We start from the raw sequence: 21,118 nt of genomic DNA, 5'->3' as shown, positions 1-21,118 counted from the left end.
CGTGCTCAGGGGCCCTCCCGCAAGCAGGCTAAAGCCTTACCCAACCCCTTTTTTATCGTCGTACATGCGCCGATCGGCCAGATTGAGCAGCATCTGTGCGCTATCGGCTTCCTGGGGGAAACTGGCCGCACCGATGTTGGCTGAAAGGCAAAAGCCTTCAAAGCAGATGGTTGAGAGGGCCTCGAGCAGCCGGCCGGCTGCGGCCCGGGCCCCCTCCAGGTCGGTCTGCGGCAACAGCACTGCAAACTCGTCGCCGCCCCAACGGAAGACCATGTCGCCTAAGCGTTGGGCCTGGGCCAGTACCCTGGCCACCGCTACCAGGGCCTGATCGCCCACGGCGTGGCCGAGTTGGTCGTTGATGGGCTTAAAGTTCTTGAGATCAATCACCAGCAACGAGAGTGAATACCCGTAGCGCCGGGCCCGCTCGAACTCCTCCTGCAGGCGCAGGTCAAAAGCCCGTCGGTTGTAAAGGCCGGTGAGCCCATCAGTCAGCGCGGCTTTTTCCAAAGCTGACCTATTTTGCAGCTCGTGTATCAAAGTAGCAATGGGCGCAGCAAACAAACGGGCTACCGCCAGGGAGTCTTCGGCAAAAGCCTCGGGGTCGTGCTGATTATCCAGGTTAAGATAGGCCAGCACCCGGCCCTGATGGCCCACCGGGAGGCACAGGTTGGCCTGTAAGCCCTGGCGCAAGGTTTGTTGACCGCTGCGGATGCGGGGCTGGCCTGAGAGCGCTTTGGCGGGTTCCAGACCAAACCACTCCATAAAGCTGCTCTCGTCCTGCGTTTCTTCGCAGGCCTGCCCAGAACCCACCCAGGCCCTACAGCGATATGCAGCCCCGTCCCACACCCACAGGCTACCGGCTTCGCTGCCGGGTACTAACTCCACAGCCACCTCGAGGATATGGGCATATACCTGTTGGGAGGGCACCGACCAGGCCTCGGTGAGCAGGCGGCTGATCCGCTGGTGCAGTTCCTCTAGCAAGGCCCGCTCCAGGGCAGAGCTAAGGAGCCGCTCTACCCCCAACAGAATTTCCTTCTTGCCGCGTGTCCAGGCCACTGGGGCCCGCTTGCCCAGAACCAGCACCACCCGGCCCTTCATGGCATCGCGGATGTGTACCGGGTAGGCCACCAGGGTTTCAAAACCGAGCTGCTGGAGTTCCGGCAGGGCCGTGGGATGGGCAGAATAGTTTTCAAAAAAGTGAGACTCACCGCTGTGGTAGGCCTGCCAGGCGATGCCCTGGTGGTTGGCGAGTGCCTGGGCTAGGGGGGTCAGGGCGGGCCGCAGATCCTTGGGCAGGTGCCAGCCGATACCCCGCAAAGTGCCTTTTACATACTGCATTACTGCGCCGGCTTCCATATCCAGCGCAGACAACAGATGGCGAAGGGCCACCTCGGCCACTATTTGTTTGTTGCTGGCTGCCGAGAGTTGGTCGGCCACTTTGAGCAGAAGCCTGCGGAGCTCGAGGTCTTGCAGGTGCTCGAGCTGGCGGCTCACGGTCTGGGCCAGGCGGAAGAAAAGCTCGAGTTCCTCCTGGCGCCAGGCCTCTCCCCGCAAAAACTGTAATACCGCTACCGGCTCGTCCCGAACCCGCAGGGCCACCGCCAGCTCGTAGGGGCCCGGGGTGCCTACCCTTCCGGGAGCTGGATGGCCCGGTTTTTTGGGGCTTCGTCGCGCAAGGTCCATGTCAGGCCAGACCAGCTGGCGCACCCCCAGGGCCTGCCGCACCAAAGGCGTAGGCAGGTCGCCGGTGTTGAGGGGGTCTGTCTGGAGGAGCTCCAGTTGTTGGGCCCCCCGGGGAATCCAGATGCGCAGCTGGCTACCCCGCAAAAGCTGCGAGAACATGCCCGGCAACTCCCGCAAAAGCTGCTCGCGGCTTAGAAAGCGTGGCACGAGTTCCAGGCCTTGTAAAAAGACATCCTGAATTTGCGCGAGCTGTTTGGCCCGCCGGTGGGCCCTGCGCAGGCTGTGGCCAACCTGGTCGGCCAGGTAAGCCGACAGCAGCAGAATGAAGGCCATCACCAGATAATCCTGGGGGTTTGAGGGGTAAAAGTTTAGCAATACCACCGAGCCCAGCGCTGCTACCGTGCCGACCCAGAGGCCATGCACGCTGGCCGCCGTTGCCGAAAAAAACATGAACCAGGGCAACGCATAAATGCCGGCCAATCCCAGACCATAGACCGCTGCAGCTGCGGCCAATGAGGCTACAAGAATAGCGGGGTAGGGAATGGTCATCTGGTTTCCTACAATGGCTCACAGTTTAGCAAATTAAGCGCTTCAAAACAGGCTAAAATAACCATCAGCCCAGCCTGGCTGAAGCGGGCGCGCCTTCAGACAAACACGCCACCGGTTTCGATGAGGCCCTGGGATACCAGAAGGTGGACTCGAGTCCATGTAACGCTTGTTGGTGGCAGATGGGTCATGTTTTGCTTTGGAAGAAGCTAGTATTTCATTCATGAGATTTTTTGTTTACGTAACGTTTTTTGTAACACTGTGGGCTGGGGCTCTACCCAACGACATACCCAAAGACCACTGGGCTGCGCCGGCTGTGGCCGAAGTGGTAGCGAGAGGCTGGCTGCAGGGCTACCCAGGGGGTGCATTCAAGGGCGAGCTGAGCCTGGATCGCTACCAGCTGGCCACCACGCTGGCTCGAGTGCTTGCCGATAGCCCCTTACCCGTCCGTGAGGGCGAGGTGCGCTTTAAGGATGTCAAACCCAATCACTGGGCCTTGCCTGGTATTCGCCGGATGGTAGGGGAGGGACTTGTACTGGGCTTCCCGGATCAGACCTACCGGGGAGCGTCGGTTCTTACGCGGTATCAGCTTAGCCTGGTGCTCGACAAGCTAATGCAAAGCCTGGGAATTGCTGCTCCGGCCCGGGTAGTGCGTCCGGACGATTTACCGGCCGGTCACTGGGCCGAAGGTGCGGTGATGCGGATGATTGGATTGGATGTTTTACCCATGGGCGCAGACGGTTTATTCAGGGGAAACCAGCCGGTCAACCGTTACCAGATGGCCCGTGCGCTATGGCGTGTCGGGCAGCTTGGGTTGTCGAGCCAGGAGGCCTCTGCTCAGAGTGGCGTGGCTTCCGCGTTGCCAAGCAACACCCCACAGTCCCCTAGCTCGAGCGCCCTACCTGCTAGTCAAACCGGGGTTAACTCCAGTGTCCAGGCGAGCCAGCAGGCACCGTTGGTTCCGGTGGAGGTTACAACGGCCTCGGTCCCAGAGGGTACTCCGCTGTCCCGCCTTAGCACAGCGCCTTTGCCAGAGGGATGGGCTTCGGCCACCCTCGAGCAAAGCCTCATTCACCTTGGCCAGGACCGGGGGAGTGGCCGGGTCTGGGCAACCCTCAAACACCAGGGACAGCAGGCCATTGCCCTATTGAGGTTGGATGAAGGCCCCCGCCTCGAGGCCTTCTATCCCCTCAACGAGGCCGTGGCCGTGGCCAGCGAGGGTTGGGCCTGGCTCGAGGGGGGTCGGCAGCTTCTGTTCTGGGATGCCAAAGCTCAAAAAACCCGGCTCTATGGCCCCATCGGGCAGTCCGGGGCCCGTGAGGCCCTGCCGCCGGTGTTTGCCGCTGGGGTGCAGGAAGGCTTGCTGGGCGGAGTAGCCCTGGACGAAAGCCGCAACTACCTGGCCCTCATGAGCGGGCGGCCCCTGTGTTTGCCCGATTGCGAAAAAGCCGCCTCCTCGCAGGTGCTACGGCTGGTTCTCCTGGGCCTGAACCCCGATGGGCTTTTCGCGGAGTATGCCTACTTACTGGACGACCCCAAAAACCGGGTGGTGGGCCTGGCCTGGCCCAAGCCCCGGCTGCTGCTTGTTCACGAACACGACGGCCAGAAAAGCCGCATCTACAGTGTGGATTTAAATCAGGCCGACGACCTGGCTTTTACCGAATGGGACACCCCAGAGGCCAACCTCGAGCTGAAGCCGCAGGTCAAGCCCCTGACCAAAAAACTGATTGCAGAGCTAAACCTCACCAGCCCCCGCGGGCTTGCCCTTCTCAGCTCTACAGAGGCCGTCACCATTCAGCAAGGTGTCCTGCGGCTAAAACTAGAAAAGCCCCTCTGGTAAGCCAAAAAGTGTCAACCGGGTACGGCCACACCCGCCCGTATCCGGATTGCTTTTTGCTCACTAGCTGGAGAGGGTAAGGCGGGTTGGGTTGGGGGCGAGTTGGGACTCCTCACGCTCGGCCCGCCGCACGATTTCTTCATTGCCCAACAACCGCACAAGTTGGTCTCGAGTTACCAAGCGGCCGGCGTACATGTACACCAGACCCCGCCGCTGATGGATTACTACAAAGGGTGTGCCGTTGTAATAGCGCACCAGGGTGTTGTGACGGCGGGCGTGCCGGGACATCCGCGCCAGTGCCCGAACGCTTTGGTCTATCTTGCGCTTCTGTGTTTGGGGGTACCAGATCGAAAAAAGAATCAAAAACGCCAGCCCGACCATCAGCAAAACCACAGCAAAGTTGATTTCCATAGGTATCGCAAGTATAAAAACAGGCTTTATCGACCTCGGTGTTAACTCAAAGAAAGCTAAAGATAAGATGAAATAAAAAGCGCACTTATAATCCTAAGTACGCATTTGATATACTGGTGGCATGCTGGTGCCGCTGACGAACTGGAACAACCCGGCCAAACGCCGCCTCGAGGCCATCCGGGCCGCCCACGAGCGCAACCTGGAGGGTTTGCTCGAGTTGCTCGAGGCGCACCTGGTTTTGAAAGGTCGAAAACGCGCTGCACTGAGCCCACGTACCCTCGAGAACTACCGTCTGGCGGTGCGCGACTTCCTGGCCTGGGCCTGGTCGGATACCCAGTCGCTGGAAATCCTCAAAGCCACCGCCGACGACCTCGACCGCTACATCGCCGATCTGCAGTTGCATGGCGGCCACCTGGAAAACTCTGAGGGCCAGCAGCTCAAGCCCGGTTCTATCGCAACCTACGTAGCGGGCGTTCGAGCTTTTTACCGGGCGCTCGAGTGGGCTGGCGCAGCAGTATTGCCACAGGTGCATTCACCCCGCGACCCCACACCCCCCGAGGAACGTCGGCCAGCCTTACCCCAGGGTCTATATCAACAACTTCTGAGACACCTTGCGGGTGGTGAGCCGCAAACCTACCGGGATCGCCTGGCGGTGCGGCTCATGGCCGAGGCTGGACTGCGTATTAGTGAACTTGTTAACTTGTGGGTGGAGGATATCCACCTCGAGGAGCGGCTATTGCTTATCCGCAGCGGTAAGGGTGGCAAACAGCGCAGTGTGCCCCTCTCACGCTCAATGGTCCAGGAGCTCGAGGGTTGGCTGAAGCTGCGGCTGGCTCACGCCGTCGCGGGCGAGCGTGCCCTGCTCATCAATCTGGGGGGGCGCAAAGCCAGTGGCCAGGCCATGACCGACAAAACCCTGAGGAAAATTCTGAACCGACACTACCGAGCCCTGGGTTTTCCTGAGCGCTACTATGGAGCCCACATGTTACGCCATACCGCCGGAACCCGCTTCTATAAAAGCAGCCGCGACCTCCACGCCACTGCAAGACTTCTGGGCCATACCAACATTAACACCAGTAGCATCTACGCCAAGATGGATCTGGAAGGGCTGTTTGAGATTGTCGATGGGCTTGAGGAATAGTATGAATAGCCAGCTTATAACTCAAAAGAACCTGCTCACCTTTTTTCGGATAACCACCCGCATCATCTTTAATCTGGCCCTGATTGCGCTACTGTTAGGCCTTCTGGTGAGTGTTGGCCGCACATTACTGGATCTGGGCCTGGCCTTTACTCAACCAACCGTGCGTCTAGGTCTTAAGGATCTGGTAACCAACATTTTGTCCCTGGTGGTGGTGCTCGAGCTGGTACGGGCTTTTGTGGATTACTTCGAGTTCGACCGTATCCGGCCAGAAATACTTGTAGAGGTAGCGGTGGTGTTTCTACTGCGGGAGATGATGCTGGGCCTTTTCTCCGGAGATATCAAGGGCTGGGATGTACTGGTTTGGAGTGTCGGCATCCTGGCTCTGATTGCAGCCAGGGCCCTGGCTATTGCTTACCCTTACAGCAAGGAGAAAAAACATGCGGGTTGAGGAGAGTGTGTTACCGGGAGTTGGGCGTAAGTTTACAATTACGGTTCGCTCAGGCGACCGCCTGGTGATAGTTATCCACCACTCGGGCTCGAGGGAGCTTCAGTACTTCGAACAAGGCAGCCTCGATGAACCCAGCGCGGTGCTCGACCTGACCGATGAAGAAGCCCGCGAGCTAGGCGCCATCCTGGGGGGGGTACTGTTTACGCCACAGGCCATAGGCGATACGCAGACCAAGCTGGCGCAGGACACCATCGAGTGGGTCAAGCTAAACCCCGGTGCACCCTGTATTGGACGCACCGCACGGGAATTGCACGAGCAAGGGGCTCATCTCCTGGCAGTCTTGCGCGAAGGAGAAGCCTTGATACCCAACCCGCCACCTGAACTTTCCTTGAGAGTGGGCGATACCCTGGTGGTGGCGGGCCCACGGGGGGCCGTGGAGCGTCTGCGCAAACAGATGACCGGATAGTCATGCACGAATCGGTCTTTGCTTTTGCCTTCGCCACATTGCTTCTGGGCTTGGGGGCAGCCCTGGTGCATCGTTGGCACTTCCCGCCTCTGGCCGCCTATCTGCTAGTAGGCCTGATGCTGGGTAGGTTTCTGGATACTGAAAGCCTCGAGCCTCTACCCTCTTTGGGATTGCTTCTGCTGCTATTTTCCGTGGGGTTGGAGTTCGGCCCCGACCGTTTGCAGCAGATGTCCGGGCGTGTGCTGCGGGCTGGCGCCTGGGATGCACTGGTGTTGCCGGTTGGCACGGCCATAGGGCTGGGGTTGGGGCTGGATTGGAAAGGGGCTTTGTTGCTGGGTGGGGTCATGTATGTTTCCTCCAGCGCGGTGATCGTAAAGCTAATCCTCGACTTGCGTCGGGCGGCCAACCCCGAAAGCGAGGTGGTACTCGGTGTGCTGGTATTCGAAGATCTGCTCATCACCTTGCTGTTGGTGATGGTGCAGGGCGGTTCAGGGCTTGGCCTGGCAATTGTGGTCGCCTGGGTTGGGGTTTTTTGGCTGCTCCTGCGCCTGGGAGCTCCCTGGATTAACCAGCAGCTTCGGCTGCTTTCCGACGAGCTGGTATTGCTGCTTGGGGCAGCGCTCGTCAGCAGTACCGCGGTGCTTTTTCACGCCGTGGGTGCTTCTGAGGCGGTAGCGGCATTTATCTGTGGTGCGATGGCCGCAGGTCTGGGACTACGAGAGCGCCTCGAGCATCTACTCAGTCCGGTACGCGACCTGGGTGTGGCTTTATTTTTTCTTACCGTAGGTGCTCAATCACTTGCCCTTGTGGGTCACATCAGTGCCGAAGTGGTGGTGCTCAGTTTGCTGGCCATGGCCCTCAAGCTGCCGCTTAACTTCAAAGGAGGGCAGGTGGCTTTGCTCTCGGTGCGGCGGAGCTATTTTGTTGCAACTTACTTGGTGCCGCGTGGAGAGTTCAACCTGATTTTGGGTGCTTTGGCCATGCAGCAAGGCTATACACTGGTAGGGCAGGTAGCTGTGCTGCTGGTGCTTATTTCGATTCCTTTGGGCAGCCTGCTTATGCGCCTCGCACCCCACTGGTACGATAGAAAAGTACGATGATTCCAATACGTGACTCACTTCTGTTTCACGGACCGGCCCCAGTTACCAAGGCTATAATTCTTTTTTGCGGCCTGGTTTTTTACCTTCAGTGGTCTTGGGGCCCTCAAGAGAGCATTGTACGCTTGGGATTTGTTCCGTCCGCCTTTTTTGAAGACCCCCTCGGGCAGGGCTACCGGCTGCTAAGCAGCATGTTTGTGCACGGCTCACTGGGGCACTTGCTGAGCAACATGTGGTTCTTGTGGGTTTTTGGGCCCGCCCTGGAAAGCCGTCTGAGCAGTTGGCGCTATTTTGGGCTTTACATCCTGGCAGGTATAGCAGCAGCCATGACCCAGGCTTTCTTTACCTCCGAACCTACCGTGCCCATGGTCGGCGCCTCTGGAGCCATTGCTGGAGTCACCGGGGGTTACCTGCTACTGTTCGCCGATGCGTATGTACTCACCTGGCTATTTCCAGCTTTTTGGGTTTGGCTTCCAGCCAGCCTTTACCTGGGGTATTGGGCAGCCATTCAAATTATCAATGCGCTCCTGGGAATGCCTGGGGTAGCCTGGTGGGCCCATCTGGGGGGGTTTGCGGCCGGTATGCTGCTGGCGTACTGGGGCAAGCCCCGACGTAACTACAAATCCGCACCCGTCTGGGAGAGCTGGTATTACTTTCGATAACAAGGGAGGCTTATGGAAATCTTTTTTCAGTTGTTCTGGCTATTCTTTATCCTCTCAACGCTAAGCCCGTACTTCAACCAGCAAATGCTGCTGGCCGCACGCGCGCGGCGTATTACCGACCTCGAGCGCAAACGAAAAAGCCGTGTAATTACCCTGATTCACCGACAAGAGGGGTTTTCATTTTTGGGTATTCCTTTTGCCCGCTACATAGATATTGACGACTCCGAGCAGGTCTTGCGGGCCATCCGCATGACTGACTCGAGCGTCCCCATCGATTTGGTTCTGCACACACCCGGGGGGCTGGTATTGGCGGCCGAACAAATAGCCGAGGCCCTCCTCAAGCACCCGGCCAAGGTTACGGTGTTCGTGCCGCACTACGCCATGTCGGGCGGCACCCTGATTGCCTTGGCCGCCGACGAAATTGTGATGGATCCTAATGCAGTGCTCGGGCCGGTAGATCCCCAGCTCGGGCAGTACCCGGCGGCCTCCATTTTGCGGGTACTGGAACAAAAGCCCATAGCCGAGATTGACGACCAAACCTTGATTATGGCCGACATGGCCCGGAAGGCCCTGAACCAGGTCAAGCGCACCGTGGTTGGCCTTTTGCGCAAACACTTCGACGAGCAAAAAAGTGAGGAACTAGCCCAACTGCTCTCCCAGGGCACCTGGACCCACGACTACCCCATCAGCGTAGAGGAGGCCCGCGGCATGGGCTTGCGCGTCTCGACCGAGATGCCCCTGGAGGTGTATGAACTCATGGGTATGTACCCCCAACCCCGTGGAGGCAAGCCCAGCGTGCAGTATGTTCCGCTGCCTTATGGCCGGGAGGAACCAGTAACCCGGCGGCGCTAAAGATTTTGCGCCGCAGTACACCGCGTATGCCCCACATACGGTGCGAGGCAGTTTTAGGCCAGGGCTTCCTCGCGCTTGATGCTGTACACCCGGCTCACGCCCTTCTCGGTTGTCACGCCATACAGGGCATCGCAGGCTTCCATGGTGCGCTTCTGGTGGGTCACCAGAATAAACTGGGTCTGGCCCTTGAAGTGCTGCAGGAAGCGGCAGAAGCGCTGAATGTTGGCCTCGTCCAGCGGGGCATCCACTTCGTCCAGGACGGCTATGGGCAGGCCACCGCTCCCCTCCCCTACCTCCGCGAGAGCAAACAAAAAGGCCAAAGCGCCCATGGTGCGCTCGCCCATGGAGAGCAGGTTCAGGTTCACCGTGCGCTTGCCGGCGGGCTTGAGGATTAGCTCGAGACCATGATGGGTGCGCTCGAGTTCGACCTCGGCGTCCAGTAAAGCGCTGGCGTAATGGGCAAATTTTTCCTTGAATGTGGCATATACCTGCTGCATTCGCTCGCGGTATTCGGACTGCACCCCGTGAAGCTCGGCCTCCAGTTTGCGCACTACCTTTTCCGACTCCTGCAAAGCCACCTCGAGTTTCTGGATGTCCTCGCTCAGGAGGGCATACTCCTGTTCGGCCAGGTGGTTGATGGGGCCCAGGGCTTCCAGGGCCGCCTCGGTTTCCGATAGGGTGCGGGCCAGGCTGCGCGAGGAGCCCTCCTCCAGCGGCCCTGGAGGTAGTTCGGCCAACTCTTGCTGAAGGGTCTCGATGGTGGCCTCGCGGCGGGCCTGGGTCAGGTGGAGGGCCTCGAGGTCGGATAAAAGCTGATTGGTGCGTGCAATGAGCCGGGTTTCTTCCTCTGACAAGGCCCGGGTACGGCCACGGGCCGCATACAAGGCCCCTTCCAGGTGGCGCAGGTTCAGGCTGCGCTGGGCCTGCTCGAGTTCGTTTTTGCGGGCCTGGATGGCGGTCAGTTTTTGCCCCAGTTCACCCTGCTCACTGCGCAGTTGATGCAGGCGGGTCTCGAGCTCACCCATCTCCTTGTGGGCCTGGCGGTAGCGCTCGAGGTCCTCCCGGTAGCGCTGCCACTGGCTCGACACCTCTCGCTCCTGGGCCATCTGAGCATTCAGGGCTTCGCGCTCGTTACGCAGGGCCTGCAGGCGTTCGGGCTGTGGAGGGGCGGCAGGTGGGGGGGCCTGAGGTGCGGGGCTATGCGAGAGACGCGAAAGGCTGGCTTGCACCGCCTTGAGTTCAGAGCCAAGCTCGGTCTGGCGCCGCAGAAGGTTGGGCAGATCCAGCCCGGCCAGTTCGGCCCGCAGGCTTTCGGTTTGGGCCCGGAGGGCCTCCGCCTCGGCATTCAGGCGCCGGGCCTCGGCCTGGGTCTCCTGGTAGCGTCGGCGCAGGGTGAGCATCTGCCCGCCCCGTTGCACCCGCCCGCCCGTGATGGCCCCGCTGGTCTCGAGCAGTTCGCCTTCCAGGGTAACGATGCGGGGGTGGTCAGGGTAAGTTCGCACCAGCGAGAGCGCAGCATTCAGATTCTCCACAACCAGGGTTTCACCCAGCAGCGTGGGCAGGGCCTCGGGGCAGGCCGGTAGCTGCACCAGTCGGCGGGCCACCCCCACCACGCCCTGTACCTTGCTCCAGTCGCGCTCCCGTTCCCGAAACGCCCGCAACAGGGTACGCGGCAGAAAGGTGGCTCGGCCCCCGTGTTGTTTGAGGTGCTGCACGGCGGCCTGGGCGGCTTGCTCGTGCTCGGTCAGCACCCATTGCATCCGCCCGCCCATGGCCACTTCGATGGCCAGCTCGAGCCCGGCAGGCACCTGCAACAAATCCGCCACCACCCCGATCAGTCCGGGAATGCCGGCCTCGCGGGCCCGCTTGGGGCCTTCGGCCAGGTCGGAACCCGAGCGCAGCATGGCCTCGAGGCGACGCGCCTCGGACTCCGCAGCACGGGCTTCGCTCTGGGTCTGGCCTTCTTGCTTGACCCGTTCATTCAACTGAGCACGCAGCTCATTTTCACGGACCTGCAACATTGCAAGCTGATCCTGCAGGTGTCTCAGTTCGGCCTCGAGACGTCCCCTATCGGCCTCCAGGGCCGATTTTTGCGCCAGCATCTGCTCGTAGGCCTGTTTCTGGGCTTCGTAGGTGGCCTGGGCTTGCAGGTAGCGCTCGAAGGCTTGTTGCTGGGCCTTGAGCTGGTGTTCCTCCGTCTGTATCGCGGCTTGTAGTTCCTGCAGGCGTTGGCGGTAGCCCTGTATGACCTCGGGGGTGGGCTCCGGCTCGCTGGGGGCTACAGGCTCCGACAGCGAGCGCAGCCGGGTCAAGCGGGCCTCACTTTCGCCCAAATCCTGCGCCAGTCTGCGCAACAGCCCCTCGAGCGAGGCCCGCTCCTGATCCGCTAACCGCAGTTCCCCGCTAAGGGCTTCGGTTTGCCGGAGGGCCTCGCTGTAGGCATTCTGGGCGGCTTCCAGGGCCTCCAGGGCCTGGCTTTTCTCGGTCTCCAGTTCACGCAAACGCTGGCTGGCCTCGGTGCGCTCCTGTTCCAGCGCCTGGGCCTTCTGCCGCGCAGCTTTGGCCTCCTGGTCGGCCTCGCGAATGCGGGCCGACAGCACACTGCGGCGCAGCACCAGGCTACGGGCGGCCAGGGTAGCGGCTTTCTGGGCGGCTTCGGCCTGCTGGGCTTTTTCGGCCACCGAAGCTTTGCGCTCGGCGAGTTCCTGCGTGCGGGTTTGCAGCTCGAGGGTAGCGCTCTCCAGGCGTTCGTGTGCGGTCTTGCTGGCCTGGGTGACGGCCCGCAGACCAGCGGCTTCTTCCAGGTAGGAAAGCAGCACCTCGGGCCCGGCCTGCAAAATTTGCCCCACCTCACCCTGCCCCACAATGGCGTAGCCGGTACGGGAAAGCCCGGTGCCCATCAGGGCTTGCTCCACTTGTCGCAGGGTGCTGCGCGAACCGTTGAGCCGCACATCGCTGCTGCCGTCGCGCTCGAGGCGGCGGCTCAGATTAACCCGCCGTCCATTGCCCCCCAGCTCCAGCCCCACCTCGGCAAACCCCAGCGGCGCTCTGCCATCTGCGCCATGGAACAAGAGCGAAAGGGCTTCCTCCCCGCGCAGTTCGCGCGCTCGCGCCCCCACCACCCAGCGCAGTGCTTCCACCAGGTTGCTCTTACCGGAGCCGTTGGGGCCCACAATGCCATAGATGCCGGGGCCAAACTCGAGGCTGGTGCGTTCGCCAAAGGACTTGAAACCTTGCAGGATGAGTCGCTCGATCTTCATAAGGGTTCGGATACCTGAACAGGTCGCCGGTCAAAAATCTGTTTGGGATACAGGCAACAGGATGTTTATCGGAATCTGCCATTGACCATGGACCATCGACTATTGAACGCTGTTCACGGCTTTTGTCGCTTGAACGGATCCAGAAGGGACAGGTGCCCCAGGCTTTCAACTTCCTTGCCTTCCAGCAAAAACTTGACCTGCTGCACCTCTTTGAACTCCAGCAAGGTGTTGGTGATGCCGTAAATCAGGGCCAGTTCACCCGCAGTGCCGTAGTTCAGCCGCCCATAGGCTGCCGGTAAGTCTACCAGAGCGGTGCTGTCGCGCAAGAAAACGGTGGGTGCAGGGGTTCCCGCCGGAACCAGGGGTGCGGCCCCTTGCATCTGGGGCCCCCGCACCAGTTCTTCCAGCACGCGCCCCAGGACATATTCTCCCTCGGCAATCTGTACGGTGCGCTCCTCCACCACCAGGCCGTCTTCGGTATCTTTGGCAAAGTATAGTTTGATGTTTCGGGGGCCCCGGTTTTCCAGATCGGAGGGGAGGTTAAGCGACCTCGAGCCGCTATCGCTCTGGAGCGACCACAAAGCCCAACCCCCCAAAATTAGCACCACCAGACCCAGCAAGTTGGTAAAGCTCAGTATCCGTCTCACGGCCTGGCACCTCCGGTGGGGCCTGGGTTCGGCGTGGGAGCGGCGGTGCGCGGGGGGGAGGCTTCGGGCAGGCCCAGGTAGGAGAAAATGGCCCTGGCCAGCACCTCGGCCACCTGTTCACGGCCCTGCGGGGTGCGAAGTTGTTCGAAGCCCACCTCGAGCAAGATCGCCGCACCGCCGGCCATCGAGAGCACGTACATGGCGTCCTGGCTGGTAGTAGCTACTATCCCGGCGGTGGCAAAGCCCTCCGACACCCCCTGGGCAAACCGCGCAGCCGAGCCTGGAGCCGCCACATAGCGCTCCAGAACCGCCCGCTGGTTGGCGGGGGTGCGGGCCGAGAGTTCACGGCCTTTTTCCAGCAGGCGCAGGGTCTGCACCTCGGGGTGGCTAAAGACCGTAACCCGGTTACCCGCTGTCGCGTGCAAGCTGATAAATACCTGGGCCGAGGTGGCGTACTGGGCTCTGGCCAGGAGCGGCACGGCGCGGTCTGAGTTGCGGGTCAGGATTACCTCGAGCCTGCCCTGGAGCAATTTCTGCAAACGCTGGCTCACGCTCAAAACCAGATCCTTCTCCCGCAGGCTGCCCACCACCACCCCGGTGTCGGTGCCCCCATGCCCGGCATCCAGAACCACCCGGGGCAACCGGGTAAGGCCGCCCCGTTCCACTACGACTTGTTTGGGCAAAAACAGCAGTCGGGGAGGGTCGTTGCCTTGCGGCAGGTAAATCTCGGTACCCCAGTCCTCCCGGCTATAGCTAACGGGTGAGTTGGGCGGCGCATCCGGTACCTCGCGCACACCGATCATGGCCAGGCGGGGAGGGTTATTGGCCAAAAGCCGTACCTGCACATCTCGATCAAAACGAAGGATGTAGCGTTCGCTCGAGCCCGCTACGGCCCGCCGCACCTCCAGCAGTCGCGCCGGCCGCAGGGCCAGCACCGGTGCGCCATAGTCGTTGCGGTAGTACAGGTCAAGGTTGCGGGCCAGCTCCCGTACCGGAACCCACAGGCTGCCCTGGTAGCGGTAGGCATTCAGAAAACGTGCGGCATCAGCGCCCTGGCTGCTTATGCCAAAAGCCGCCACCCGGCTGCCCAGGCTCAGGTACACCTTCCCCGAGGCCTCGAGGTAGCCCAGCCCCAGGGCTTCGGCAATCAGCTTTGCGGAGCCAAAGGCTACCGTGCCGCCGCCCGGATAAATGGCCTGACTCTCCTGAAAACCCACCAGCAGGCGATTTTCGTACTGGGCCAGGGCAAGCCCAAGCAATACCACCCAAACCGTCAATATGCGCCGCATCCCAGATCCAGTCGCTACAGTTTTACTTGGCCCAGATTAGAAGTGCAAGCCCATCCGGGTTCAGGGAGCGCCGAGCGTCGGGGGCCAAAGGCTACCAGCTTTCCAGCTCACGCCGTATCGCTCGTTTTTTGTCGTCGGCTTTCTTCTGATAGTCCCGCTTGCCCCGGGCCAGGGCCAAGAGCAACTTGGCCTTGCCCCGCTCGTTGAAGTAAATCTTTAGCGGTACCAGGGTCAAACCTTTCTGCTCGGCCCGGGCTTTGAGCTTGTTGAGCTCGTGGCGGTTAAGCAACAGCTTGCGCAGGCGGCGGGGGTCGTGGTTGGTGTAGCCGCCTTTCTCGTAGGGGGCAATATAAAGGTTTTCCAGAAAGAGCTCGCCATTTTGAAACCGGGCAAAGGTGCCGGTAAAGTCCACCTGGCCCGCCCGGATGGACTTGACCTCAGTGCCTTTGAGGACCAGGCCCGCCTCGAGGGTTTCCAGGATTTCATAATCGTGGCGTGCTTTGCGGTTCTCGAGTCCAGCCATAAGGCACCCCATTCTACGGCTTCAAGGGCGGCTCGAGGCGATCCCCTGGTTTCTGGTTTCCCGAGCCGCCCACCAGGTCAACCCCCTATCGCAGCAGCGGGGTCTAGCACAGGCTTTCCGGATGCCCTCGCCCAGGGCCACCCACCCGTGATGCTGTCCTGACCTTTCAGGGAGTATATTCACCTTCGATGGGCTTGCGTTTGAGTCTGTATCTAGGTTTTCTGGTAAGTACCTTGCTGGTGCGCCTGCTCTGGGACCTGCGCTTTGCGCCCTCCTGGCTCTACGCAGCGCTGGTCTTGCTGGTAGTGGGGTTGGGCCTCTGGACCATGCGGGGCTCGCCAGCCCTGGTATGGGTTGGCGGGTTGGTTACGCTTGCGGGTCTGGGGGTAGGTTACTTCAATGCAGTGGCATCCCTCATCGCATTAGCTGGGCTTTTCATCAGTTATCACGGCTGGCGCAACCACCTGAGCGAGAAAGATCAGGCAGCTTTTTGGGGCTGGGTATTTGTCTGGCCCGCGCTGGCTCTCCTCGTGTTCTGGCAGGTCTTGCCCGCCTTTTACGCGGTCTGGCTTTCCCTGCTGGACAGGTTCAACTTTCTAGGACCCAGCCGATTCGCGGGGCTGGGCAACTACGAAATTCTGCTGCGTGATCCGCTTTTCTGGAAGGCCATGGGCAACACTTTCTGGTTTGTGGCTTTCACCGTACCCATAGGTATAGGATTGGCAGCCTTGATAGCTATTTTGCTCAACGAACGTGTGCGGTTCCAGGGGCTTTTTCGCACCCTGTACTTTTTGCCCTACATCACGGCCCTCACCGCAGCCGCGGCAGTCTGGGACTGGATCTACAACCCCGAGTTTGGCTTTTTAAACTATCTGCTGGGCACGCAGGGCCTGGACTGGCTCAACCGGCCCGAGGGCATTTTTAGCTTGCTGCTGGCACCTTTGGGCTTCCAGTTGCAGGGCTTTTTTGCCGGGCCCAGCCTGGCTTTTGTGGCCATCATGGTCATGACCATTTGGCACTTTTTGGGCTATCAGATTGTGGTGCTGCTGGCTGGATTACAAAACATCCCCAGGGAATACTACGAGGCCGCCGAGCTAGACGGGGCTTCCTGGTGGCAGCAGCAGTGGCTGATCACCTGGCCCTTGCTCTCCCCTGCAACGTTTTTCCTCTTTACCCTGGGCCTGATTGGCGCGTTTCAGGTCTTTACCCAGGTCTTAATCCTCACCCCCACCGGTGGGGTGTTGCAAGATACCCTGACGGTCACGCTTTATCTGTACAACAAGGGTTTTCGGGACTCCGACTTTTCGTATGCTTCGGCCATTGCGGTGGTGGTTTTTGGCGTGATTCTGATCCTGACCCTGATCCAGCAGCGGGTGTTGGAAAGGCGAGTGAACTATGAGACGTAGCTCCCCCCTGGGCCGGTTTCTTATCTACCTGGTGCTAACTGTGGGGGCTGTGGTGATGGCATTCCCTTTTTACTGGATGCTGGCCACCAGCCTCAAGAGCCCTCAGGAGGCCCAGCAAGCCCGGCCTATCTGGATTCCCGAGCGGCTCAAAGCGTCCAACTGGCGAGTGGCCTGGAGCCTGGGTGCAGAGGCGGGCTCGAGCTGGTGGGGTGGTTTTGGTCCTCAGCAAAGCGTAACCCTGAAGCTCTATGCCCCCCCAGGCCCCGTGCCCCAGGTCATGGTTCCCTCACCCCCCGGGGCATTCTCCGACCCGCGCTCCGAACAAACCCGGGTACAGGTTTCCTACCAGGGCGACCACTGGGCCATTCGCTTTACCAATCCGAGCAGCGAGCACTTTCGCACCCTTCCGGCAGTCATCCTGATTTCTAAGGAATACCCCAGCTACACCCCCGAACTACCCCCGGACGCCATCCGCAGCAGTGGCGATGACTGGCGGCTCGAGTATGTCAATGTGGCCCCAGGGCTCTTGGGCTACATCTTCCACAACTACCTCGAGGCCTGGTACGCCGCCCCCTTCGCCCGGTATTTTTTCAACAGCTTTTTCACCGCAGGGTTACAGGTGCTGGGCGGGTTGTTTTTAGCGGTGCTGGCAGCCTTTGCCCTGGCCCGGATTCCTTTTCCGGGCAAGTCGTGGGTATTTGGCCTGATTCTGGCCACCCTGATGATCCCCGGCGAGGTACTGCTAATCCCCAACTACGTGCTGCTGGCGCGGCTAGAGTGGATTGACACCTACTACGCCTTAATTGTGCCCTGGTTGGCCTCGGTCTTTGGCATCTTCTTGTTGCGCCAGTTCTATCTGTCTTTGCCCCAGGATTTGTTCGATGCTGCCCGTATTGACGGGGCCAGCTACTGGACGCAGATGTTCCGCATTGCGCTGCCCCTTTCGATTCCAGGGCTGATCACCTACGGCATCTTCACCTTCCTGGGAGCCTACAACGCCCTGCTCTGGCCGCTCATCGTAACCAACAGCCCGGAGATGCGCACCGTTCAGCTGGGTTTGCAGGTGTTCATCGGCGAGGCCGGCAGCGACTACGGCGCACTCATGGCGGCCTCTACCGTTTCAATTTTGCCTATCATTCTGGGTTATTTCATTGCCCAGAAGCAGTTTATTCAGGGTGTGGCACGCAGTGGTATCAAGTAAAAGGATATTTTACTAGTGAGAATATTCACGATAAAATATGTTCGTGAAAACATTATGCAATTGTTTGCAATCACAGCCCCTACTTGGCTACAAGTGCATTTGAAGATAGCTGCAGGAAAAGCTGATGGACTCGAGTATCTTCACTCAGCTCGGGATGAAAAGTACCGGCTAGTAACTTACCGGACTGCACCAGCACAGCTTCATTCTGATGTTTGGCCAGAACCCTCACGTCATCGCCAACTTTTAGGATGCGTGGCGCCCGAATAAAAAAAGCATGAAAGGGCCTTTCAAAACCCAGAATCTCTAAGTCTTCCTCGAAGCTATCGACCTGACGCCCATAGGCATTGCGCTGCACAGCGATGTTCAGGACACCCAGCCGGGGCTGATCGGGAAACTCCGGTATCTCCCTGGCTAACCAGATGGCGCCCGCGCAGGTTCCCCAGACCGCCAAAGAGCCTTCCCGAACCCGCTCACGCACAGCGCCCTCGAGGCCATACTCCCGCGCCAGCATACCGATTGTGGTGGACTCACCCCCAGGCACAATTAACCCAGCCAGGCCTTCTAAGTCCCTGGGAAGACGCACCTCAACCGCCTCGACCCCCAGTTCTTTTAGCATCTGTTTGTGTTCACGAAAATCACCTTGAATCGCCATCACACCGATTTTCACATCCCCAATCCTATAGCAAGCTGCACGATTCGCCCAAAAAGAAAAAGGCCAGGTCAAGCCTGGCCCTATAGTTTGGGAATCTAGGCAGGAATTGTAATCAGGTTGACAGTAGGGCCGTGGCGGCTCTCTTCAGCCTCTGCCTTCAGGAGCTGCTTTTCGTGCTCCTCACCCAGGGCTTTCAGCAGGCGCTCTCGAGACACAAATTGGCCCGCTAGCATGTAGTAGAAGCCTTGTTGACCCAAGACCACCACATAGCGCACCCCAAGATGATTGCGCACAAAGGTGTTGTGCTTCCGAGCGAATCGGTACATCCTGTCCAGCGCAAGCAGCTCACGTTCTTGACGGCGGCGCTTCAAAACTGGCATCAGCCAGGTAGGAATCAACACGATCAGGGCCGTGACAGCAAAGAAAACCATGCCAAAGGTTTCTGCTTTCATAGCGTTACAAATATACACCAATACGTTACGCTTTTTGTAACATAGTCGTAACCTGAACCCAGTACAAAATACCCTCTCACCTGTAGAGCGAGAGGGAGTGCATCTTTTCGGAGCTTAGAGCGCTCTTCACTGGGCCGGGCCCGGCCCACGCTTGGGTGCGTAAGATGCGTCTGGGCGCAGACGCATTCTCATTTTCGCGGGCAACAACGTCTGTGAAGGGCGCGATAATCTACCAGCCGCGCTTGGCCAGTTTCTCTTCTTCAGACAGGAAATCCAGATTGATGCCCACCATCGCCTCACCCAGATCTTCAGAGACCTCAGCCAGGACTTCGGGGTTGTTGTAGTGCGTCACCGCCCGCACAATGGCCTTGGCCCGCTTGCGGGGGTCACCCGACTTAAAAATACCCGAGCCCACAAACACTCCATCCATGCCCAGTTGCATCATCAAAGCGGCGTCGGCTGGAGTGGCCACCCCGCCCGCCGCAAAGTTTACCACCGGTAGCTTGCCGTTTTCGTGGACCCAGAGCACCAGCTCGTAGGGGGCGCCGTGGTTTTTGGCATAGGTCATGAGCTCTTCCCGGGGCAGGGCCTGAATCTGCCGGATTGCCCCCATCACGCTTCGGGCATGGCGCACGGCTTCCACCACATTGCCAGTGCCGGCCTCGCCCTTGGTGCGAATCATAGCCGCCCCTTCCCCAATCCGCCGCAGGGCCTCGCCAATATCGGTGGCACCGCACACAAAGGGCACCTTGAAGGCGTGTTTATCGATGTGGAACGACTCGTCTGCCGGGGTCAGCACCTCGGACTCGTCGATGAAGTCTACCCCGAGAGCCTGGAGAATCTGGGCTTCTGCGATGTGCCCAATACGGCACTTGGCCATCACCGGAATCGAGACCGCTCCGATGATCTCCTTGATCAGCTTGGGGTCGGACATGCGGGCCACGCCCCCCTGCGCACGTATGTCGGCCGGCACGCGCTCGAGGGCCATAACGGCTACCGCTCCAGCCTCCTGGGCAATTTCGGCTTGCTGGGCGTTGACCACATCCATGATCACGCCGCCCTTGAACATTTCAGCGAATCCAGTTTTGACCCGCAAAGTTCCTTTTTCCATAACTCCCTCCAGCACCGTAGCATAAGGCTTTTTCGTTCAGTCTCCTAGGGGTTTGGCTTACAGCCCATAGCGCATAGAGACCAATCCTGGTTCTGGCTACCTTCACCAAAACATGCAATCGAGAAAGAACCAGCAAATATGCCTTGCCACGCTGCTGCACTTTTTCACCACGCAGCGGGACGTCAAGCTTGTTCGTTTGGTTCACAAAGGGGAATTGTATTCTTCCTGAAAAACCGCAAAGCGGATCCTGAGCCGCCTGGAAAAAAGCTCAAGGCAGATAGGCCAAGGGGTTACGAGCTGCACCGCCGACCCGCACTTCGAAGTGGAGGTGGGGGCCGGTGCTCCAGCCCGTCGAGCCCACGTAGCCAATCAAATCGCCCCGAGCGACCCACTGGCCCGGACGCACTGCAATGCGCGACATGTGGCCGTAAAGGGTCTCCTGGGCCCCACCGTGGTCGAGGATGACATGCAAACCATAGCCGAAGCGGCTCCAGCCAGCCGTATCGACCTGGCCTGCCCTGGCTGCGTAGATAGGGGTACCGGTCGGTGCAGCCAGATCTATACCGGTGTGGAAGCGCTGGAACACCCCTCGGCGGCCATAGTAGGTGGTGATGGTGAAGTTCGTCATGGGCCAGCGGTACCCAGCTGCCGCTACCACGGCATTGGCCCGGCGCAGGCGGGGCTGGCTCTGGACTTGCTGCTGGCGTGTGCGGGCCTGTTGCTCGAGGCGCCGTTGCTCTTCCTGCTGCTTGCGGCGGGCTTCCTCCCGCTGGCGGCGTTCTTCGGCCAGTCGGCGCTCTTCTTCTTCGCGTGCTTTGCGCTCCGCTTCGCGGATTTGCAGCAATCGGTCGTAGGTGGTCTTGGCCTGTATACCTGGCAGCAGTACCAGATCCCCTGCTTGCACATCGGTGGGCGAGTTCAGCGCATTGGCCTTGGCCACATCGGTAACCGAAAGCCCAAAGCGGCTGGCCAGGTCCTGGATGGTCTCGCCTGGCTTGAGGCGGACCAGCAGGCCGGTCTCCCCGGTGGGGATGTAAAGGGTGGAACCGACCTCGAGGCGATCCAGGCTGGGCAGGCCCGGATTGGCCGAAACCAACCCCAGCACCGTCAAATCGAAGCGATTGGCCACCGACTGCACCGTATCGCCCCGGCGCACGATATAGGTGCGAACACCCGGCGGCAGGCGACTTTCATCGTTGGCCTCTTCGACCAGGGGGATGCGTAGCACCTGTCCGGGACGCAAGGCAACACCCTCCAGGCCGCTGCTGTACATGATGGCTCTGGCGTCTACCCGGTATCGGCGCGCAATCTGGCTCAGGGTATCACCGGGCTGAACGGTGTACAGAACCCAACCCTTGCGGGCGGGTGAGTCTACCGCAATTTCAGTTCCTGGCAGGTTAGCCTGGGCCAGACCCATCGGTAAACCGAGTACAC

General features: G+C 60.0%; 19 protein-coding genes. 9 read left to right on the top strand and 10 right to left on the bottom strand.

Annotated features, from left to right (window positions below; genetic code table 11):
• Positions 1-36: 36 nt before the first annotated feature.
• A complete protein-coding gene (locus Mhypo_RS00190; RefSeq protein WP_119339345.1) occupies positions 37-2,232 on the bottom strand; it encodes a diguanylate cyclase in 2,196 nt (731 codons plus the stop codon).
• A 220-nt stretch (positions 2,233-2,452) separates the two neighbouring features.
• Here Mhypo_RS00190 and Mhypo_RS00185 point away from each other — a divergent pair, with 220 nt between their 5' ends.
• Positions 2,453-4,069, top strand: coding sequence for an S-layer homology domain-containing protein (locus Mhypo_RS00185; RefSeq protein ID WP_119339344.1), 1,617 nt, complete (start codon positions 2,453-2,455; stop codon positions 4,067-4,069).
• Between the two features lie 60 nt (positions 4,070-4,129).
• Here the strand turns inward: Mhypo_RS00185 and Mhypo_RS00180 are convergent, their stop codons facing one another.
• The gene (locus tag Mhypo_RS00180) at positions 4,130-4,477 is read right to left on the bottom strand and encodes a hypothetical protein (RefSeq protein ID WP_119339343.1); all 348 of its coding nucleotides are present in this window, start codon (positions 4,475-4,477) and stop codon (positions 4,130-4,132) included.
• Positions 4,478-4,598: 121 nt separating this feature from the next.
• On the opposite strand from Mhypo_RS00180, the gene Mhypo_RS00175 reads away from it, so the two are divergent.
• The 6 genes from Mhypo_RS00175 to Mhypo_RS00150 all read left to right on the top strand — a co-directional run bounded on the left by Mhypo_RS00175 (position 4,599) and on the right by Mhypo_RS00150 (position 9,143).
• Positions 4,599-5,618, top strand: coding sequence for a tyrosine-type recombinase/integrase (locus tag Mhypo_RS00175; RefSeq protein ID WP_119339342.1), 1,020 nt, complete (start codon positions 4,599-4,601; stop codon positions 5,616-5,618).
• A 1-nt stretch (position 5,619) separates the two neighbouring features.
• Positions 5,620-6,066 carry a phosphate-starvation-inducible PsiE family protein gene (locus Mhypo_RS00170; RefSeq protein WP_119339341.1) on the top strand — a complete coding sequence of 149 codons (447 nt, stop codon included), beginning with the start codon at positions 5,620-5,622 and terminating at the stop codon, positions 6,064-6,066.
• Positions 6,056-6,532, top strand: coding sequence for a cation:proton antiporter regulatory subunit (locus Mhypo_RS00165; protein ID WP_119339340.1), 477 nt, complete (start codon positions 6,056-6,058; stop codon positions 6,530-6,532). The genes Mhypo_RS00170 and Mhypo_RS00165 overlap by 11 nt, the downstream gene beginning before the upstream one ends.
• Positions 6,533-6,534: 2 nt before the next feature.
• A complete protein-coding gene (locus Mhypo_RS00160; RefSeq protein WP_119339339.1) occupies positions 6,535-7,632 on the top strand; it encodes a cation:proton antiporter in 1,098 nt (365 codons plus the stop codon).
• A gap of 122 nt (positions 7,633-7,754) precedes the next feature.
• Positions 7,755-8,291 carry a rhomboid family intramembrane serine protease gene (locus Mhypo_RS00155; RefSeq protein WP_240637049.1) on the top strand — a complete coding sequence of 179 codons (537 nt, stop codon included), beginning with the start codon at positions 7,755-7,757 and terminating at the stop codon, positions 8,289-8,291.
• A gap of 12 nt (positions 8,292-8,303) precedes the next feature.
• Positions 8,304-9,143: an SDH family Clp fold serine proteinase gene (locus tag Mhypo_RS00150; protein ID WP_119339337.1), complete on the top strand. Its 840-nt coding sequence runs from the start codon at positions 8,304-8,306 to the stop codon at positions 9,141-9,143.
• A gap of 53 nt (positions 9,144-9,196) precedes the next feature.
• On the opposite strand, the gene Mhypo_RS00145 is transcribed toward Mhypo_RS00150, so the two are convergent.
• From Mhypo_RS00145 to smpB, 4 genes are all read right to left on the bottom strand, one after another.
• The gene (locus Mhypo_RS00145) at positions 9,197-12,403 is read right to left on the bottom strand and encodes an AAA family ATPase (protein WP_119339336.1); all 3,207 of its coding nucleotides are present in this window, start codon (positions 12,401-12,403) and stop codon (positions 9,197-9,199) included.
• 113 nt (positions 12,404-12,516) lie between these two features.
• Positions 12,517-13,050: a GerMN domain-containing protein gene (locus Mhypo_RS00140; RefSeq protein ID WP_119339335.1), complete on the bottom strand. Its 534-nt coding sequence runs from the start codon at positions 13,048-13,050 to the stop codon at positions 12,517-12,519.
• Positions 13,047-14,339, bottom strand: a complete 1,293-nt coding sequence (locus Mhypo_RS00135) for an N-acetylmuramoyl-L-alanine amidase family protein (protein ID WP_119339334.1) — start codon at positions 14,337-14,339, stop codon at positions 13,047-13,049. The genes Mhypo_RS00140 and Mhypo_RS00135 overlap by 4 nt, the downstream gene beginning before the upstream one ends.
• A 91-nt stretch (positions 14,340-14,430) precedes the next feature.
• A complete protein-coding gene (gene smpB / locus Mhypo_RS00130; RefSeq protein ID WP_119339333.1) occupies positions 14,431-14,862 on the bottom strand; it encodes an SsrA-binding protein SmpB in 432 nt (143 codons plus the stop codon).
• 188 nt (positions 14,863-15,050) lie between these two features.
• On the opposite strand from smpB, the gene Mhypo_RS00125 reads away from it, so the two are divergent.
• Positions 15,051-16,268 carry a carbohydrate ABC transporter permease gene (locus tag Mhypo_RS00125; RefSeq protein ID WP_119339332.1) on the top strand — a complete coding sequence of 406 codons (1,218 nt, stop codon included), beginning with the start codon at positions 15,051-15,053 and terminating at the stop codon, positions 16,266-16,268.
• 55 nt (positions 16,269-16,323) lie between these two features.
• Positions 16,324-17,469, top strand: coding sequence for a carbohydrate ABC transporter permease (locus tag Mhypo_RS00120; protein WP_170148172.1), 1,146 nt, complete (start codon positions 16,324-16,326; stop codon positions 17,467-17,469).
• Between the two features lie 79 nt (positions 17,470-17,548).
• Here the strand turns inward: Mhypo_RS00120 and pdxT are convergent, their stop codons facing one another.
• The 4 genes from pdxT to Mhypo_RS00100 form a co-directional block, all read right to left on the bottom strand.
• Positions 17,549-18,121, bottom strand: coding sequence for a pyridoxal 5'-phosphate synthase glutaminase subunit PdxT (gene pdxT, locus Mhypo_RS00115; protein WP_119339420.1), 573 nt, complete (start codon positions 18,119-18,121; stop codon positions 17,549-17,551).
• Positions 18,122-18,216: 95 nt separating this feature from the next.
• Positions 18,217-18,573 carry a hypothetical protein gene (locus tag Mhypo_RS00110; RefSeq protein WP_119339330.1) on the bottom strand — a complete coding sequence of 119 codons (357 nt, stop codon included), beginning with the start codon at positions 18,571-18,573 and terminating at the stop codon, positions 18,217-18,219.
• Between the two features lie 229 nt (positions 18,574-18,802).
• Positions 18,803-19,684, bottom strand: a complete 882-nt coding sequence (gene pdxS / locus Mhypo_RS00105; RefSeq protein ID WP_119339329.1) for a pyridoxal 5'-phosphate synthase lyase subunit PdxS — start codon at positions 19,682-19,684, stop codon at positions 18,803-18,805.
• 268 nt (positions 19,685-19,952) lie between these two features.
• Positions 19,953-21,101 (bottom strand): peptidoglycan DD-metalloendopeptidase family protein, encoded by a 1,149-nt coding sequence (locus Mhypo_RS00100; RefSeq protein WP_119339328.1) that lies wholly within the window; start codon positions 21,099-21,101, stop codon positions 19,953-19,955.
• Between the last annotated feature and the right edge of the window lie 17 nt (positions 21,102-21,118).

It is taken from the genome of Meiothermus hypogaeus, from assembly GCF_003574035.1.
GTDB classification, from domain to species: Bacteria; Deinococcota; Deinococci; order Deinococcales; family Thermaceae; genus Meiothermus; species Meiothermus hypogaeus.
The sequence above is the reverse complement of the archived record's forward strand: the minus strand, read 5'-3'. Positions and strand labels throughout refer to the sequence as shown.